At 55.4% G+C, this 18,162-nt stretch carries 12 protein-coding genes and 1 pseudogene; 7 read left to right on the top strand and 6 right to left on the bottom strand.

The window, feature by feature from the left end; genetic code table 11:
* Nucleotides 1-138: 138 nt before the first annotated feature.
* The 3 genes from MR935_RS03795 to MR935_RS03805 all read left to right on the top strand — a co-directional run bounded on the left by MR935_RS03795 (nt 139) and on the right by MR935_RS03805 (nt 3,863).
* Entirely contained in the window at nt 139-1,569 is a 1,431-nt protein-coding gene (locus MR935_RS03795; RefSeq protein WP_290571192.1) for a hypothetical protein, read from the top strand.
* Nucleotides 1,570-1,595: 26 nt separating this feature from the next.
* Nucleotides 1,596-3,314, top strand: a complete 1,719-nt coding sequence (locus MR935_RS03800; RefSeq protein WP_290571194.1) for a DUF262 domain-containing protein — start codon at nt 1,596-1,598, stop codon at nt 3,312-3,314.
* A gap of 213 nt (nt 3,315-3,527) precedes the next feature.
* Complete coding sequence (locus MR935_RS03805) at nt 3,528-3,863, top strand: hypothetical protein (RefSeq protein WP_290571196.1); 336 nt, start codon at nt 3,528-3,530, stop codon at nt 3,861-3,863.
* Between the two features lie 171 nt (nt 3,864-4,034).
* Here MR935_RS03805 and MR935_RS03810 read toward each other — a convergent pair whose 3' ends face one another.
* The 6 genes and pseudogenes from MR935_RS03810 to rbr all read right to left on the bottom strand — a co-directional run.
* Nucleotides 4,035-4,787, bottom strand: a complete 753-nt coding sequence (locus MR935_RS03810) for an ATP-binding cassette domain-containing protein (protein WP_290571197.1) — start codon at nt 4,785-4,787, stop codon at nt 4,035-4,037.
* A complete protein-coding gene (locus MR935_RS10770; protein WP_442863005.1) occupies nt 4,784-5,677 on the bottom strand; it encodes a glycine betaine ABC transporter substrate-binding protein in 894 nt (297 codons plus the stop codon). Before MR935_RS10770 ends, MR935_RS03810 begins: the two co-directional genes overlap by 4 nt.
* An 18-nt stretch (nt 5,678-5,695) precedes the next feature.
* A complete protein-coding gene (locus MR935_RS10775) occupies nt 5,696-6,331 on the bottom strand; it encodes an ABC transporter permease (RefSeq protein WP_442863006.1) in 636 nt (211 codons plus the stop codon).
* 310 nt (nt 6,332-6,641) lie between these two features.
* Nucleotides 6,642-6,932 carry a hypothetical protein gene (locus MR935_RS03820; RefSeq protein ID WP_290571199.1) on the bottom strand — a complete coding sequence of 97 codons (291 nt, stop codon included), beginning with the start codon at nt 6,930-6,932 and terminating at the stop codon, nt 6,642-6,644.
* Nucleotides 6,933-6,959: 27 nt separating this feature from the next.
* The gene (locus tag MR935_RS03825) at nt 6,960-8,402 is read right to left on the bottom strand and encodes an MATE family efflux transporter (RefSeq protein WP_290571201.1); all 1,443 of its coding nucleotides are present in this window, start codon (nt 8,400-8,402) and stop codon (nt 6,960-6,962) included.
* An 84-nt stretch (nt 8,403-8,486) separates the two neighbouring features.
* Nucleotides 8,487-9,140: pseudogene (gene rbr / locus MR935_RS03830) on the bottom strand (rubrerythrin); the annotation flags it as partial.
* Between the two features lie 335 nt (nt 9,141-9,475).
* On the opposite strand from rbr, the gene MR935_RS03835 reads away from it, so the two are divergent.
* The 4 genes from MR935_RS03835 to MR935_RS03850 all read left to right on the top strand — a co-directional run bounded on the left by MR935_RS03835 (nt 9,476) and on the right by MR935_RS03850 (nt 17,919).
* Nucleotides 9,476-11,884: an ATP-dependent helicase gene (locus MR935_RS03835; protein ID WP_290571205.1), complete on the top strand. Its 2,409-nt coding sequence runs from the start codon at nt 9,476-9,478 to the stop codon at nt 11,882-11,884.
* Nucleotides 11,885-12,004: 120 nt separating this feature from the next.
* Nucleotides 12,005-12,346, top strand: a complete 342-nt coding sequence (locus MR935_RS03840) for a hypothetical protein (protein ID WP_290571207.1) — start codon at nt 12,005-12,007, stop codon at nt 12,344-12,346.
* 573 nt (nt 12,347-12,919) lie between these two features.
* Entirely contained in the window at nt 12,920-14,668 is a 1,749-nt protein-coding gene (locus MR935_RS03845; RefSeq protein WP_290571209.1) for an Hsp70 family protein, read from the top strand.
* The gene (locus MR935_RS03850) at nt 14,665-17,919 is read left to right on the top strand and encodes a hypothetical protein (RefSeq protein ID WP_290571211.1); all 3,255 of its coding nucleotides are present in this window, start codon (nt 14,665-14,667) and stop codon (nt 17,917-17,919) included. Before MR935_RS03845 ends, MR935_RS03850 begins: the two co-directional genes overlap by 4 nt.
* The last annotated feature ends 243 nt before the right edge of the window (nt 17,920-18,162 follow it).

The following is an 18,162-nucleotide window of genomic DNA, read 5'->3' on the forward strand; positions in this document are numbered from 1 at the left end:
ACATGGCAGACCATTGCACTGGAAGATATTCTGGGAAGAGAACTTATTGTGGATTCCTGCTATGTTCCTATTGAGGGACAGGCTCTGAGAAAGAATCTTATGTCTCTTTCTGTGTAAAATACGGAGGCAAGATGTCATATGATTTTATTTTCTACGCTACTTGAAATCAACGAAACAATGACAAAGGACTCCTTTATCCAGCTGGTTCTGGAGTGGAATCAAGGCAGTCCTCATGAAGAAAACATCATTCAAGGTATCGAATGGAACGGCGAACGCAATATCAGGTACGGCACTGAATCAATGTGGCTTGCTATTGAGGAATACCGCAATGAGAATATTATCGCTGTCCGTTATGAAAAAACGGAGGCAGACGGTGTGGTCTGGGATACAGACTATGTCATGAACTTCAATGACATGAAAATGTCTATCCAGCTTGACCGCAGCTATTTGGAAGAGGCATTGGTTATTGACCCTACCTTTTCCACACCACATTTTATAACGCTACTTATAGAACATGGCTATCTGAAGGATGACGGTATTCTGCCGATGTTACGCAAGCCGATTTTTATCAAAACGGATAATGTGGGTTTGCTGACAGATGTAATCAATGGAACTGCAAGATACAGACTTCCTGTTGTTTATATCTCCAAAACCTACTACGGTGAAGATCCGGTGGATATTTGGAAATTATCTGGAAGGCTGAAAGGTGTTGCCCATGTGCTTGTTGAAGAAGGCACATGGCTGAACGGAAGAATCCGTCGGCAGTGTGATGACAAAAATGAATTCCATGGTGCTATTGGTGTGTACTTCCCCAATAATGCGTATGGCCATAAGAAGTATCTGTATCGCGCATACGAAGGCATCGATGCTGTTCTTTCTGAGAAGGTTATTCGCAGTGTAATTCAGTATTGTAACGCTCAGATGATGGATAAGCTGTATACTTGGCAAGGCGTAAGTAATGCGCTTCTAAGGGATCGACTGAGTTCTAAGGGTGCAGAATTGCTGGCGGCTGAATCAGAGAAAGTGCGTGTGGCGGCCGAAGCCGATGAACTGATTGAATCTGTGGACGAGGATATTCAAAGGCTGAAAAAACAGGTCGAAGAATTGACCCGTGCAAATGAAATTCTTACATATGAGAACCAAGGGTTGCGTTCTAAAATGAGTAGTGCAGACAATATGCCGATACTGTATTTGGGCGAAGAGGAAGAGTTTTATCAAGGCGAAATCAGAGAGATGATTCTGGACGCTATTGCTGAGAAACTCAAAAATCTTGGTGAGAAGACAAGAAGATGGGATGTTCTGACTGATGTGCTTAATGCTAACGATTATCAGAATATTCGAGACGAAAGAGAACGCACCGTGAAAGTTTTGTTTAAAGACTACAAAACTTTATCGGCTTCAATGCGTCAGCAGCTTTTAGAATTGGGATTTGAGATTACTGAGGAAGGTAAGCATTATCGACTCACCTATTACGGCGATGGACGATATAAAACCACGATTGCTAAGACCGGAAGTGACTGGCGTGAGGGAAAAAACATTGCATCTGTAATCCTTAAGAGCATGATGTGATGGAATAGGCAATAAAGGAGTGCGCTATGAAAGCGATAGATACAGAATTGACAAAGTTTTTAGGGGCAGAGGCTCAATACTATGTTCCAATTTATCAGCGAAAATATAGCTGGAAGAAGGATAATTGCTTAAAATTGATAGATGACATTCTAAAGGTGGCAAAAGATAATGAAAGGCCTTGCCATTTTATTGGGTCTGTCATCTATCTTGCAAAGCAGAACGCGATGCATGCTTCCGCAGTAAAGGAATACTTGGTGATTGACGGACAGCAGCGTCTTACTACAATCTCAATTGTGTTACTTGCTCTTGGGGACTATACAAGAGCGAAAATAGTTGATAATGTTGATTATAATAAAGCAACCACATCATTAGAAAAATTGTCTCGCAGATATCTGATAAATGAGGACGAGACTGGGGATACATATTACAAAGTAAGGTTAAATGAAGAAGACTTCTATGCGTGGAAGAAACTTCTCGAAAATCGAACTAAGCCGGATGATATTAAAAGGAGCAAGATTTTCGAGAATTATGGCATCATCTACAAGGCTCTTTGCGACAGTGATGTTGAACCTCAATTGGTGTATGATGGAATAAAAAAGCTGAGATTAGTCGACATTTGTCTTGTTCCCGAAGATAATGCACAGTTAGTATTTGAGACGGTGAATAGTACAGGATTGCCGCTTTCTACTGCTGACAAAATTCGCAATTTTCTCCTGATGACAGTCGAGCCGTCAAAGCAGACAAAACTGTATCTGGAATATTGGCATCCTATGGAGAAAGCTCTCGGAATGGAATCTGGCGAATCTTCTCAATTTGAAAATTTCTTCAATTATTATATGACGTCTGTTTTGCAGCGGCAGTTAGTTGGAGATTATTATGATGTATTCAAAAATTACTACTATGAGAACAAAGCTGCTGGAACAGAAGGAATTGTAAAACAAATCCATCAGTATACTAAGTACTATACAGAATGGAATACCGCTTCTGATAAAGGCACACGTATACAAAGAGCCTTATATAAGGTCCGGAAGACAGGACAGTTTAAGATTACTCCGGCAATCTTAAAACTTCTCTCGGACAGAAATGATGGTCTCATCGCTGATGACGATGTTGTTGAAATTCTTACAATTATGGAATCGTATTGGATGCGTAGGGCTATATGTGCGTTGCCAACTAATAGTGCTGGACCAGTCTGTATTTCCATGCTGAAGAGCCTTAATGCTACCAATCAGTTACAATCATTTAAAGCAAATCTGTTTTCGTTGACTTGGGCGCAGAGAATGCCAAGTGATACTGAAATTAAGGACACGCTCAAAACCCTAAAAATTTATTCATTAAGTTCTTCCAGGACTAAAACAATTCTGGATAAACTTGAGAATAATAGAAGAAAAGAGTATGTTCCTACTTCTGAGTATACAATTGAACATATTATGCCGCAAACACTGTCTGATGATTGGAAATCTGACCTTGGAGCAGATGCGAATCGAATTCATGAAACCTATGTCCATACAATTGGCAATCTTACATTAACTGGGTATAATTCTGAGTATCAGAATAAGAGGTTCTCGGATAAAGTTGATTGTACTGACAAGGCAGGAAATGCCATAGGATATAGACACACACCAATAAGAATTAGCAGTTATTTGACAACTGTAAGCAAATGGGGCGAAGCTGAAATTTTAGCCAGAGCAGAAATGCTATCAGATGAATTAATTGCAATATGGAAGTATCCTAAAAAAGACTAATAGCAGTTGTCTTTTTGAAAGAATTAAAACAACTGCGATTTGTTTCCGAGAACTATTGAAATTAGCCGGGACGGAAGAGATTAGTCGATTTGTTTCCGAGAACGAACAGGGGCAATCTGACATCAATGCTGTTTCCTCGACCCATGTGGAGACGGTCGCCAGATTATCCCTAAAAACCGGTCAGCCAAACACAGAAAGAAAGGACAGCCGCTTATGAAAGTGAAGGACTGTATGGACTATACGGCGCAAGCACCCGACATACTGAGCGCTGAGGAGCTGGCAAACAGCGCCGACAAGAAGATCGAATACTTTTACAGCTACAAGGCGCTGTATTACTGGATCGACCCCTATGAGTACGGCGACAGCGGTTATTACCTGATCGCCTACGCCAACGATGCGAAGCAGCTGGCCGAGTATTGCCACGCCAAGGGCTACAATCCGGATTCCGACGTGCGCTGTCTCGGCGGGTATGAGATCGTCGATATCCGGCAGTCGCTTGCGCAAGGCCGCAAGTGCCTTGTGGACAAGCGCATGCTGCCCGGTGGCTGAGCAGCGGCGTACCGACCGGTTGCCCATCACGTTACACCCCCCGAAATGCTATTTTACATGGCTTTCGGGGGTTTTGCGCGCCTTGGATACGCACCCGGCCGCCGCGTCCCTGTCCCTTGGACGCGGAAAAGGGGATGCCAGCGACCGCTGATATCCCCTTCTGTCCGGTTGTTACCGCGCTTGCACACCGCCGCGCTGCCGCTCCTTGCCCACCAGCCGCCGGACGAAATCGGTCGCCGGGTGCGCCAGTATCTCCTCCGGCGGGGCGAACTGGTGGATCGCACCCTCATTCATCACCAGCACCTTGGTTCCCAGCCGCAGCGCCTCCCCTATATCATGGGTGACGAACAGCACGGTGATGCCGGTCTCCTGATGGATGCGCGCGATCTCGTCCTGCAAAGAGACGCGCGTGATCTCGTCGACTGCGCCGAACGGCTCGTCCATCAGCAGGATATCGGGCGACGCGGCAAGTGCGCGGGCAATGCCGACGCGCTGCTGCTGGCCGCCGGACAGCACAGCCGGGTAGCGGCCACGCAGCGAATCGTCCAGCCCGACAATGCGCATCCACTTGGCGACCGCCTGCGCGGTGCGCTTTTTGTCCGCCTTATTGAGCAGACTTGGCACATAGGCGATATTTTTTTCGACCGTCATGTGCGGAAACAGCACGCTGCCCTGTATCGCGTAGCCGATGTTGCGGCGCAGCGCAGTCAGGTCGACTGCCTTTGTGTTCTGCCCATCCACCACCACGTCTCCAGCGGTCGGGTGGAGCAGGCCGTTTGCCATTTTCAGGATGGTCGTCTTGCCGCAGCCGGACGAGCCGATCATCGTGACAAACGCACCCTGCGGCACATCAAGGTCAAACCGGTCGATGACTACCTTATCCCCATAGGCCATGCGGACATTGCGGTACTCGATCGCGTTCATTGCAGCAGTCCCTTCGCGCGCAGGAATGCGTCCGCGACCTCCTCCGGCTCCTTGCCCTCGGCCTCGACCTGATAGTTCATCTCAGCCATTTCGGCATCGGTTATCAGGTTTTCCACCCCGTCAAATACCTGCTGCAATTCCGGATGCTCGTCCAGCACCGCGCGGCGCACGACAAAGCCGCACATATAGGAGGGATACAGCCCCTTGTCATCCTCCAGCACGGCCACGTCGGCCACGGACAACTGGCCATCCGTGGTGAAAGCGATCATCGCGTCGATCTTCTTTTGGCTGATCGCGTCATACTTCAGCCCGATATCCATATCGACGGTATCCTTAAACTTCAGCCCATAGGTCTCGCAAAGCGCGTCATAGCCGTCCTCACGCTCAAAGAAATCATATCCCGCGCCAAACACCAGCTGATCGGCGACGGCAGCAAGATCGGAATAGGTTTGCAGACCATATTCCGCCGCGATTTCATTTGTTACGCAAAGCGCATAGGTATTGTTAAAACCGAGCATACCCGTCCATGTCATATCCATGGCCTGATAGCCCTCTTGCAGGCGGTCGAACAGGTGCTCGTCATACAGGCCGTCCTCCTTGAGCACGATGTTCCAGCCCGACCCGGTGTATTCGGGGTAAAAGTCGAAATCCCCCTTTTCCATCGCAGGCTGGATGTTGGAGGTTCCGCCGCCAACACCCGCGGTGACCTCCACCTGCAGGCCGGTCTGCTGCTCGATGAGCGTTTTCATCATGCTGCCGAGGATGTACTGCTCGGTCATCGGCTTGGTCGCCATATGCAGCACGGCGCTGTCCTTGCCGCAGCCTGCGAGCAGGGTAAACATCAAAACAAGCGCGAGAGCCAGCCTGAGCCCTTTGTTTATTGCTTTCATTTTTCTTTCCCTCCGAAATCAAATTCTGTGTTTTTTCGCCGCTTTTTCGGCACATCCAATGATAAGATCGACCACGATTGCCAGCAGGGCGATCAGCAGGCTGCCGGCAATGGTCATCGCCTTGTTGTTGGTTGTAATGCCGCGGTATATTGCAACGCCCAGACCGCCAGCGCCGATGAAAGAGGAGATACCGGCCAGCGCGATCGTCATCACTGCCATGCTCCGTATGCCCGAGACGATCACTGGCATCGCCAGCGGCAGCTTGATCCTGAGCAGCACCTGTAGCCTTGTGCTGCCCATGCCGGTGGCGGCTTCGATGAGCAGCGGACTGACGTTGGTCAGCCCGGTATAGGTGCCCCGCACCATGGGCAGCATGGCGTACACGGTCAGCGCGATAACAGCGGTGGTGTTGCCGATGCCGGAGAGCGGAATGAGAAAGCCGAGCAGAGAAATGGACGGAATGGTGTAAAAAAAGTTGACAATACCGATCACGAGCTTGGCGCCTTTCTGAAACTCGCTGATCGCAACGCCGACCAGCAGGCCGATCGCCATAGCGATCAGGATGGCAACGGCGGAAATTTGCAGATGCTCCAGCAGCAAATTCAGGAAAAACATCCAGCGTGACCGCATCAGTTGGATGACTTCGAACAGCATAGGTGGTATCCTTTCGATTGGTGTGCGTTTTTGCGTCCCGCGCGCCCAGCCAAGGGGCGCGGCGGACACGGCGTGTACCGGGTATGTTACTTGTATATTTTATCAAAAATTCTGTCGAAAACCAACAGCATTTTGACCATATATTCCCCTGTGATATACGGCGATTTCTGGGTAGGTATCCAGTCCCATGGGCATATCGCCCTACGCACAAAATCCACGGCAGGAAGGGTGTCTCCTGCCGTGGATTTATCAAATCGCTTTGTTTTGCGCGCGCCCGGTTATCCAAAACCGACAAGCCGCGCGCCGCGCCTTACGCGCCGTTTTTCCAAGCGGCCAGCAGCTTTTGCAGCAGCGTCTCCAGCGCGGCCTTGTCCGCACCGGTCAGCGCGGCGGTGAGCGCAGCAGCATCCGCGCCGCGCCCCGCGTTGTCATGCAGATGATGCCCGCACCGCCGCAACAGAGCGACCAGCCGCGCCTCCAGTGTTTGTGCGTCCACATCCGGCTCTTGCCCGCGCAGGCCGAAATAGGCCATGCCCTTGCCGCATTGCAGGGCGGATACCGGGCAATGGTTTGCGCATTCCGGACAGGTTTTCTCTTTCATATACTTCATTCACCCCTTTTTGTTGTTTCATGATTCCTGCGGCACGCCCCGTTCGCGCCGGGGCAGCCCGGCCGGTGCGTCGGCGCGCAGCGCCCGATAGGTTTTGCGGATCAGGCAGACGGTGATGACAAAGGTCAGCGCATCCGCCAACGGGAAGGAATACAACAGACCGTCCAACCCAAAAAAGCGCGGCAGCAGAATGGGCAGCGCCACACCGAGCACGACCTCGCGCGTCAGCGAGCCGATGGTGGCCGCCGCGGCGCGGCCAAGCGCCTGCAAATAGATGAACGCACCCTTGTTGACCGTCGCCAAAACCATCATGCACAGATAGATGCGAAAGCATTTGACCGCAAATTCGGTGTAGTACGCGCTTTCCTGCGCCGCGCCGAAAATGCCTATCAACTGCCGCGGGAACAGCTCGACGATCAGAAGCGCCACCGCGCTCACGGCCGCCTCAGCCGCGAGCAAGTGGCTGAACAGCGCTCTCGCCCTGTCCCGCCGCCCGGCGCCGATATTATAGCCCACGACCGGGATGCAGCCCGCCGCCAGCCCGACCGAGACCGAAATGGCGATCTGGAAGAACTTCATGACGATGCCCAGCACGGCCAGCGGTATCTGCGCATAGGCCGGCTGCCCGAACACCGGGTCGAGCGCACCGTACTTGGTACACATATTCTGCACCGCCGCCATCGAGACGACCAGCGATATCTGGGACAGAAAGCTGGCCGTGCCCAACGTGAGAAAGCGCTTTATCAGCCCGCGCGACAGTCCAAAGCTGTTTTTTTGCAGCGTTACCGTTTTCATATGGCGCAGATACCAGACCGACAGCGCGGCGGTCAGTATTTGTCCCAGCACCGTGGCAAGCGCCGCGCCCATCATACCCCAGCGGAACGCGAAGATAAAGATAGGGTCGAGGATAAGGTTGACCGCTGCGCCGGCCAGCGTTGCGGCCATGGCAAATTTTGGACTGCCGTCGCTGCGGATGACGGGATTCATTGCCTGCCCGAACATATAAAACGGCACGCCCAGCGTAATCCAGAAGAAGTACTCCTGCGCGCAGGCGTAGGTCTCGGCGTTGACCTTGCCGCCGAACAGCGCCAAAATGGGCTGCTGAAACAGCAGGTAGACGGCGGCCAGCAGCAGGCTGCTGCCGACGCACAGCACGACCGCGCTGCCGATGCTGCGCTGCGCTTGCTCGCGCTGGCCGCTGCCGAGCGCGATGCTGACAAACGCGCAGCAGCCGTCGCCGAGCATCATGGCGATGGCCAGCGCGACCACGGTCAGCGGGAACACCACCGTGTTAGCGGCGTTGCCGTAAGAGCCGAGATAGTCCGCGTTTGCAATGAATATCTGGTCGATAATGTTGTATAGGGCGGCCACGACCAGAGAAATCACGCAGGGCACGGCGTATTTTTGCATCAGCCGCCCGATTTTTTCCGTCTCCAAAAAAGCGTTGGATTTTTGCTGCATCGGCGTTCTGCCCTCCTTGCATAGAAAAAGCGCACAGTCAAGAGAGCTGGACTTATGCCTCTTGGCTGCGCGCTTTCTATTCGTTTAGTAATTTTCCTTGCGGACTTCAAAATAGCTCTGGCTATAGCTGCAAACCGGGCAGACTTCCGGCGCCTCGGTGCCGACGACCAGATGCCCGCACACGCGGCACTCCCACATCGTCTGGCCACTCTTGGCGAAGACCTGCTTCATCTCGACATTGTGCAGCAGCTTGCGGTAGCGCTCCTCATGCGCCTTTTCGATCGCGCCCACTTTGCGGAACTTCTCGGCAAGCTCGGGGAAGCCCTCCTCGTCGGCTTCCTTGGCCATGCGGTCATACATATCGGTCCATTCGTAGTTTTCGCCCTCGGCCGCCGCCAGCAGATTGGCCGCCGTACCGCCGATGCCGCCCAGCTCCTCAAACCACAGCCGGGCATGCTCCTGTTCGTTGCGCGCGGTGGTCAAAAACAGCGCGGCGAGCTGCTCGTAGCCCTCCCGCTGGGCGACCGTGGCAAAGAAGGTATACTTGTTTCTGGCCTGGCTCTCGCCGGAAAACGCTTCCTTCAGGTTCTTTTCCGTGCGGGTGCCGGCGTATTTACCGGCGGCCTGCGGCGCAGTCTCCTCCAGCCGCACAAAAGCGGACGCGCCCTGCCGGCAGACCGGGCAGGTAAACCCCTCCGGGAGCGCACCCTCATGGATGTATCCGCACACACTGCATTTCCATTTTTCCATTTCTGTCCCCTCCAATATAAAAAATTAACGCGCAGCCAAACTGGATTTACGCAGTTAAGCTACACGTTCTGTGATGATTATAGTCCTTTCCGGCAGATTTGTCAAGGCTTTCCGCGCAATTTGTGCCCCGTCCGCACCGCGCGGGAAAAGGCAGTCGCATTGCCGCGCGTTTTGTGATATAATAGCTGCAAAACAACTGCGATAGCATTTATTTCATCGTTATATCACCAGCGGCGCAGGGGTGGAGGATCTTGACTTCGCACGCGTTTGCCGCTGTGATACAATAGATATATACGATCGCTGCAACGAAACGAGGATATCCAATGGAACCGACCAAATTTGATTTGAAATACGCCGCTGTGCGCCGCGCTGTCATCGAGCAAACCTTTTCCCACCTCAATGACAAGCAGCGCGAGGCCGTCTTCACCACCGAGGGGCCGCTGCTCATCCTTGCGGGCGCGGGCAGCGGCAAGACGACCGTGCTCATCAACCGCATCGTCAACCTGCTGCGCTTTGGCGCAGGGCTGGAAAGCCCGCTCGCACCCCCCGGCGCAACGCCCGATGATCTGCTGCTGCTGACCGAGTACCTGACCGACCCCAAACCCGAAAACCGCGCCCGCGCCGAGCAGCTTTGCGCGGTACACCCGGCTAAACCGTGGGAGATCATCGCTATCACCTTCACCAACAAGGCCGCGCGCGAGCTGCGCGAGCGGCTTTCCCTTGCCGTGGATGACGACGAGGCCGCTTCGGCCATCTGGGCGCACACCTTCCACACGGCCTGCCTGCGCATCCTGCGGCGGCACACCGACCTTTTAGGCTTTGAAAGCGCCTTTACCATCTACGATGAAGATGATAAAAAGCGTGTGCTCACAGCCGTGCTGAAAAAGCTGGGTCTGGACGCCAAGACCTTTGACCCGCGCACGGTCGGCGGCATGATATCCCGCGCCAAGGACAGGCTGCTGACCCCCCGGCAGTTCCGCGCGGACGCCGCAGGCGATTTCTTCCGCGACAAGGTGGCCGATGTGTACCACCAGTATGAAAAGGAGCTGCAAAAGGCCTGCGCGCTCGATTTTGACGATATCATCATGAAAACCGTGCTGCTGCTCCAGCACAACCCCGAGGTGCTCGAATATTACCAGCGCAAGTTCCGCTATGTGCTGGTGGACGAATATCAAGACACCAACTACGCCCAGTATGTGCTGACCAGCCTGCTCGCCGGCTATTACGAAAACATCTGCGTGGTGGGCGACGATGACCAGTCCATCTACAAATTCCGGGGCGCGACCATCACCAACATTCTGGAGTTTGAAAAGCAGTTCCAAAACGCCAAGACCATCCGGCTTGAGCAGAATTACCGCTCGACCGGCAACATCTTAAACGCGGCCAACGAGGTCATCCGCAACAATGTGCGCCGCAAGGGCAAGGAGCTATGGACCGACCACGACGGCGGCGCAAAGCTGCGCCTGCACCGCTCCGACAGCCAGGAGGGCGAAGCCGCCTACATCGCGGACAGCATCCGTCAGGGCGTTGAGCAGGGACGCCGCTGGGGCGATTTCGCCGTGCTGTACCGCAACAACGTCCTGTCGGACAATATTGCCGCCGCGTTCATCCGCGCGGGCATTCCCTACCGCGTTTATAAGGGACGGGACTTCTTCTCCCGCGCCGAGGTGCGCGATATGTTCGCCTACCTCTGGGTGCTGGAAAACCCGGCCGACGAGCTGCGCCTGCGCCGCATCATCAACGTGCCCGCACGCAAAATCGGCGACAAATCGGTCGAGACTGCCGCGCAGACCGCGCTTGAGCACGGTGTTACTCTATATGAGGTGGTGCGAAACGCTTCGCAGTATGCCGCGCTCGGCCGCGGTGCGGGCGCGATGGAGCAGTTCGGCAAAATGATGGACGATCTCCGACGACAGCGGGAATTTCTCTCGCTCTCCGAGCTGTATGACCAGCTGCTGGACAAGACCGGCTACCTGCGCGCGCTGGAGGACAAGGGCGATATGGAGTCACAGGGGCGCATCGAGCATATCGAGGAGCTGAAATCCTACATCGTCAGCTATGAAAAGGACAGCGCGCAGCCCAGCCTTGCGGGCTTTTTGGAGGAAATGGCGCTCTATACCGACGCTGACCAGTCCGGCGAGGAGGAGGACGCCGTGCTGATGATGACCATGCACGCGGCCAAGGGGCTGGAATTTCCGGTCGTCTTTCTTGCGGGCATGGAGGACGGATTGTTCCCCAGCTTCCGCGCGATTGAGCGCGAGGAGGATATGGAGGAGGAGCGGCGACTGTGCTATGTGGCTGTCACCCGCGCCAAAGAGCTGCTTTACCTGACCTGCGCCGAGCGCCGTATGCTGTACGGACGGACGCAGTACGCCCATCCCTCGCGCTTTGTTGACGAGATGCCGCGCACGCTGCTGGACAGCAACATCAGCGAGGGGCATATGTACCAAGCCGCCGCCCAGCCGGAGCGGGACACGCCGCCTATGCCGTCCACCGGGGTGCGCCGCGTGTCCGTCGCGTCCTCCCTTGCCGCGGCCGCGCCTGCGGGCAGCGCTGCGCTGCCCGACTTCCCCATCGGCTGCCGGGTCGAGCACCGCGCGTTCGGCGTGGGGCTGGTGACTGCTGTCAAGCCGATGGGCGGGGACGCGCTGCTCGAGATCGCCTTTGACCAGAAGGGCAGCAAGCGGCTGATGGCCAAATCGGCCGCGCAGTTTATGAAAAGGCTCGATTGAGGGCGGCAGTCCGGCTCTGCCGCACAAATATTTGCAGAAATACCGTGCAGCCTGCAAAAAAGCGCGGCTATTCGGTCATAATAAGGGCACACAACAACACAGAAAGGCGGGAAAATACGGTTGGATGACGCATTGGGTATGCTGGTGGTCGCGTTTGCGGTGATGAGCGCGATCGGCCTTGTGGGCATCATTTTGATGTTCCGGCTGCAAAGCCAAAACGCAAGAACAGCCGTGCTCTGCGGCATGAGCGCCTTTGGCGTGCCGCTGGCGGGGCTCTATCTTTCCAGCCTGCCAACCAACTTCACAGACGAGCGGATGCTCGCGTGGTGTGTCGGCGGACTGAGCGTGCTCGGCCTTGTGGTTCAGCTTTGCGGCAAGGGAAGCAAGCGGGCATCGCTGCTTGCCCGACTGCTGGTTTCAGCCATGGTGGCGCTGGGCATTATCGCGCTGTTTTGGCTCTGACGGCCTGCCCCCTTTTCGGGCGGCCCGCTTGGGGCGGCAAAAAAAGAGACGGCTTGGGCCGCTCCCGATAGGGCTATCTTGAAACTGTGTCCTCGGATTAGGCAGGCAGTGCATTTGCGCTGTCTGCTTTTTTGCTATCTCCGCATAGATCGTCCCATTGTCTGCCTCGTTTAGCTTGGAGTCTCGGAATAGGTGTGGTTTTGTCGTGAGTATTCCTAAGCGAGTGTTGTCGTACTGACATATTTCTGCTACAATATATATAAATTTCCTCCAATGGGTTTGATAAAGGCTATGCTCTATGCCGGTCTAAAGCAAGCGGGGCGGTGCTCTGATTTTTAGCATCGGGCTTTTGTCATGCCCAAAAGGATATAGATAAATTGGGCCATTTGTACGCTCGCAGTCTACTGCATGAACAGGAGCATCCTTTTGTTTCGGATAGACTATGGGAGACGCAACTCAGAGGATTTCCATTGATTTTCCAGCAAAGCGCTCCAAGGACAACAAGACCGCTTTTGCAAGGCCCGCAGAGCGGACCGGCAAAGAACAAGCGGCAAATGAGAGGAGAGGTAGGCTATGGCAATCATCGGCATTGATCTGGGCACCACAAACTCCCTGATATCCGTCTATCGGGACGGCGGGGTGCAGCTGCTCCCCAACGACCTGAGGCAGTACATGACCCCCAGCTGCGTCAGCCTGCTGGAAGACGGCTCTCTGGCTGTGGGCGCCGCCGCCAAGGCGCGGCTCATCTCCCACCCGGAACAGACGGCGGCCTCCTTCAAAACCTGGATGGGTACAGAGCGTGAGCTTTCCTTGTGTGGCCGAGCCTTGCTGCCTCACGAGATGTCTGCCTTAGTGCTGAAAAAGCTGCTGCAGGGGGCGCAAGCTGCGCTGGGCGAGCCGGTGGAGGAGGCGGTCATCAGCGTCCCCGCCTACTTCAACGACAACCAGCGGTGCGCTACCAAGCTGGCCGCCCAGCTTGCCGGGGTGCCGGTGAAGCGGCTGATCAATGAGCCCTCCGCCGCCGCCCTCTACCACAGCTACATCACCGGGCAGACCGAGGCCAAGCTGATGATCATCGACTTTGGCGGGGGCACTCTGGATGTGAGCGTGGTCGACTGCTTTGAACATATCATTGAGATCGTGGCTATCGCAGGCAACAACCACTTGGGCGGCAACGATATTGACCGGGCCATTGCCGCCCATTTCTGTCAGCAAACCGGGCTGGATTGGGAAGGCCTTCCCCCGGATCATCAGGCGCGGGTTCTGGAGTTGGCAGAAACGGCAAAGATCAAGCTCTCCCACGACCCAGCCGGAGCTTGTATGCTCATCCTCGAGCTGAAGGATACCGCGCACAGCCTCTCATTGAACGCCCCTGCCCTGCGTCATATCTGTCAGCCTATCTTTGAGCAGGTGCGGGAGGTCATTTCACGCGCCGTCAAGGACAGCGGTATCCCTTTGTCCGATGTGGACGATGTGGTGCTGGTGGGCGGCTCTTCCCAGTTGGGCGTGTTTGTGGACTACCTGGAGGAGCTATTCTCCAAACGACCCACCCTCGCAGACAGTCCGGAGCACATTGTAGCCTTGGGCGTGGGTCTATGTGTCGGCATCAAACAGCGAGCCGAGGAGCTACAGGATCTGGTGATGACCGATGTGTGCCCCTTCTCTCTGGGTATCGCCACTTACACCACACAACAGGACACCAACCCCCATATGGCTACCCTCATTCCCCGCAGCACCATACTTCCTGCCCGACGTGCCGAGCGATTTGTCACCACGTCCCCCAACCAACGCCACATCAAGCTTGAGGTCTACCAAGGAGAAAACTACTACGCCGCAGACAATTTGAAGCTGGGCGAGATTACCGTGTCCGTCCCGCCGGATGCACCGGGGGCGCAGGGCGTGATCGTGACCTTCGCCTACGATATCAACGGCATTCTGGCTGTGGCGGCCGAGGCCAGCGGCGGGGACAAAAAAAGCGCCGTGATCCTTAATCCCAAGCTGAACCTGTCGGAAGCCGAATTGCAGCAGGTGCTAGAAAAATTTGACGCTCTCCGGCTTCAGTCCCAAGTGGGAGAGGCGGATCAACTCCTTCTGGCTCGGGCTGAAGCGCTGTTTGCACAGCTCACCGGCCGATATCGGGAGGAGGCCGGCTACCTGATCCAGCAGTTTGCGGCGGCCATCCAGTCCGGGAGCCTGATTCAGCTCAATAGAGCGCGCAAGGTCATGGAAGAGAAATTGAATGCCCTGGAGGCGTTTGCACAAATGGACATATTCGATTTATACACGGACGAAAATGAGGAGGAGGAGGAATGCCGCCCATGAGCATTTGGGGTATTCTGGGTATCGAGCAAACCCGGGACACAGCAGTCATCCGCAGGGCCTATGCGGCCCAAGCGACTCAGTGCAATCCAGAGGATGATCCGGAGGGGTTTTTGCAGCTCCGGCAAGCCTATGAACGCGCTATGTCCTATGCCAAGGGGCAGGGAATCGCGTCGCCCCGGTCAACCGATCAGCCGCCGGTGGTTCAGCCCGACCACGCCGGTTCTCTCAGCAGTGGGCAAAAGGACACGCCGCAACCGGAGCCGCAACCCAGCCGTGGCGGGTTCTCCTTGGACGCAACCGAGGACGCCGCTGCCAACCCCTTCTTACAGCACCCCGCCATGGAGCAATTTAAGGCGCTGTACTGCTCCAACCAACGGCGGGAGCGCAAAAAATGGGACCTGTACTTTACCTCGCCCGAGTTCTTGTCGGTTTGGCGGGAGCCGGTTTTCACAGCTGCTTTGGCGCAGACCGTGACGGACTGCGCGGAGGAGTTTGCTCCCTCTAAGGAATTCCAGACCGCTTTAGCAGCGGCCTACCGCTACCGGGCGATCGCTTATCAAGATCACACAGAATTCGAGCTGGCGCAGGGCGCGGGCTTTGAGGGTCTTCGGGATATTCTCTCCATCGCAGTCCGCGGCCCTCTGGTGCGGAAATTGCAGGGCAACGATGTAGTCCTCTCCGCCGCCTATGTGGATTACGCCGAGCTGTGTGCCATGTCTCCTGACGGGTCGTGGAACGACGATGCTCTTACGGCGTTGGACAGTCTTCTGGAGCGATACCGGTCTTCCCGTATGAAGGACAAGTGCACCGGAAACCCTTCCATGGAACGCAACGTGATCTCCCTGCGGTTGCTGAACCATTTCTTTTCCTCCAACGCACTGCCACAGGCGGTGTATGAGGTGCTGTGGAACGTATTTGACCTGAACTCCGCCATGATGGGCCGGGCAAAGGTGCTCTATGGCCCCCTGCGGCAGCTCTGTTTGGAGAAGGCCCCGGCGGTGTGCGGTCAACGGGAGAACTTCTCCGAGCTTATGAAAGCCTATGATGCGCACAAGGCCAGCTTGCTCGACAGCAGCCCGGCGGACCTCCGGCGGCAGGTAGACGATTTCTTTGCAAGAGAGGACTTCGGGCGAGCCATCCGCAATCGGATGTTTATCGAATATCATTCCTCTTGGTGCGGAACTTCGTCCGGCCGGTTCTTTTTGGAACGGCTTATCGCCCTGTATGAGGAGCAGCCCAGTCTGCCTCTGGCCCATCGCATGAAGGAGGAGGCCCGGGACTCGCTGAGAGCCTTGGAACGGAGCCAGCGGCTGGAGGAGGAGCGCGATCGCCTATCCCAACTGGCCGAGGCGGAGATCACCGGGGACAGCTGCACGCTATCCAATCCCCTGTTCCTACGCTATTTCCTCCACACCGCCTTTTTCCGGGCGGAGACTCCCGATCAGACGCCTCTTTCTCAGTTCCTGACCCATGAATGGCCCTGTATCAGCGAGTGGAACCGCCAGCTGGCCCAGCAGGGGCTGACCCGCAGCTTCTCGCTCACCCGCAGCCAGAAGCGCCCCTCGGAGCGCGCGGGCGGCCGAGTGGAGATCGTCAGTCAGACCCTTGACTTCGAGGCGGTTTTCCATCAGTTCTATGTGGAGTACCGCTGTAACAGCGGGATGATCTATCAGCCCACGCTCCCGTTCTGGGGGCTGGATAAGGCGGAGGATGACGAATTTTTCCTCCTGCTCCCCATCATGGCAGCCCACCAAGAGGAGTTTGACCAAGTGGAAGCCCGGCTGAAAGAACGGCTGGCCAAGCTGGGTGTGCCGGTGGAAATCGTCCCCACCGTGGCAAGCGCTCTGGCCGGGGAGATCGCCTGTCTGGCGCAGGCAGAGAACGGCGTCATCCTCACCCGGCCCATGCTCGTTGCCCGGGAGAGCGACGAGGTGCTGTGCTTCTGCGAGTGGTACGGCAACGGCCGGCTCATTACCCTGCGCCGTACCGGAGATGGGATGCAGGTTTTGCGGGAGTATTGCCGGGACGGGCTGACTGACCCTGACAAAGCCGCCGCCTGCGCGGAAGAAATGCTGGAGGAGATATTCGCTCAGAAGCAGATACCGGTGCTGACCGGTGGGACGACCTTCTCCATATCACCGAAGTATTACCGAAGCGACATCGGCGTGTCAAAAACCTACCAGCCGCACGAGATCGACACCCAGTTGCTCAAGCAGCTGCTCCGCGACTTTGAGAAAAAGCATATCTATCAGCTGGTGTTCTCCATGGGCCCGCTGGTCAAGGTATCAGACCCGGAGGACACAGACGCGCCGCCAAGGCAGGAAGTGAGAGACGATGTCCACATCGTGCTGCTTTGGGACAACACCATCCCGGCATGGAGCAAATGCTGCGCCCTGCTGCGTTTCGATGACATGGCGCAGCGCTGGGATGCCCTAGTCTCCGACCGGGACATGTACCTCTATGCCGATGCCAAAACAGTCCCCCAAATCCCCTTCCGCACCGGATCGCTTGACGCCTATGCAGTCCACCAGACCCCCAAAAAGGCCTTTACCGCCCTGCTGGGTCTGCTCAACGGCGAGCCGGAGGCCAATGGCCAGTGGGCCCAAACCGTTTACCTGCACAACGCCCAGCACAACTACTACTTCGTCAAGCGAACGGCAGGCGGATTCCCCATGGACAAACAGGAAGTGAGCTGGATGCTGCGCAATAAGTATGTGCTGTCCAAACCACCGGTGCGGTTTACCGTTCAGCATCCCGATGGGAGTGCGGATTCCCAAGATGTCACTGTGTACAACCGCAGCAGCATATCTGACCTGCTGGCGCGGTTTGAGATGGGCAAGCTCGACCGTCTGGTACTCACATGGAGCCTTGAGGAGACAGAAACCCTCCACCTTGTCCTCCTGCACGAGGAGGCCGAGGGGGAGCACCGCTATCAAGCGGCAGTCATTCAGGACGCGGCGCGCCAAAGCATTGATTATCTGGTGGGCAACCGGCAGGAGTACATAGACGCGGACGATCGCCGCAAGCCGCCACGGGCTCAATTCCACGGGCACACCATCCCCCGCTATCTCATCCACTATGACTTCTATCGGATGCGGGACTTCCTCGACCTGTTTTTCATCAGTCTGCCCAATTTCTCCCCCCTTCTTGAATCGTTTGGGGAATTTGCCGGCGGCCCCCAAAAGCTAGTCAAAGCGGGCTTTGCCGCCCACCGGGATGCACTGCTGATGCAGCAGAGGGGAGCGCATTAAAACCCAAACGCAAGAACAGCCGACGCTCCAGTCGCCAGACTTCTTCCATAACGCGCTTAATTTCGTCTATAATGTGCTGTGCTGTTAAAGAATGAGTAGTAAAAGAGTTGCAGATAAACAAGCAAAAAATCGGAATTGATAAGGGGGAAATTAAAATCGATACAGCAAAGTTTAAGGATTTTAGTCAGAAATGTTCTAAAGAATTACCAAATGAAATTGACAAAATACTGCAAAACGCAAACG

Origin of the sequence: Agathobaculum sp. (assembly GCF_022775115.1) — a bacterium.
In the GTDB taxonomy this organism is placed as follows: domain Bacteria; phylum Bacillota; class Clostridia; order Oscillospirales; family Butyricicoccaceae; genus Agathobaculum.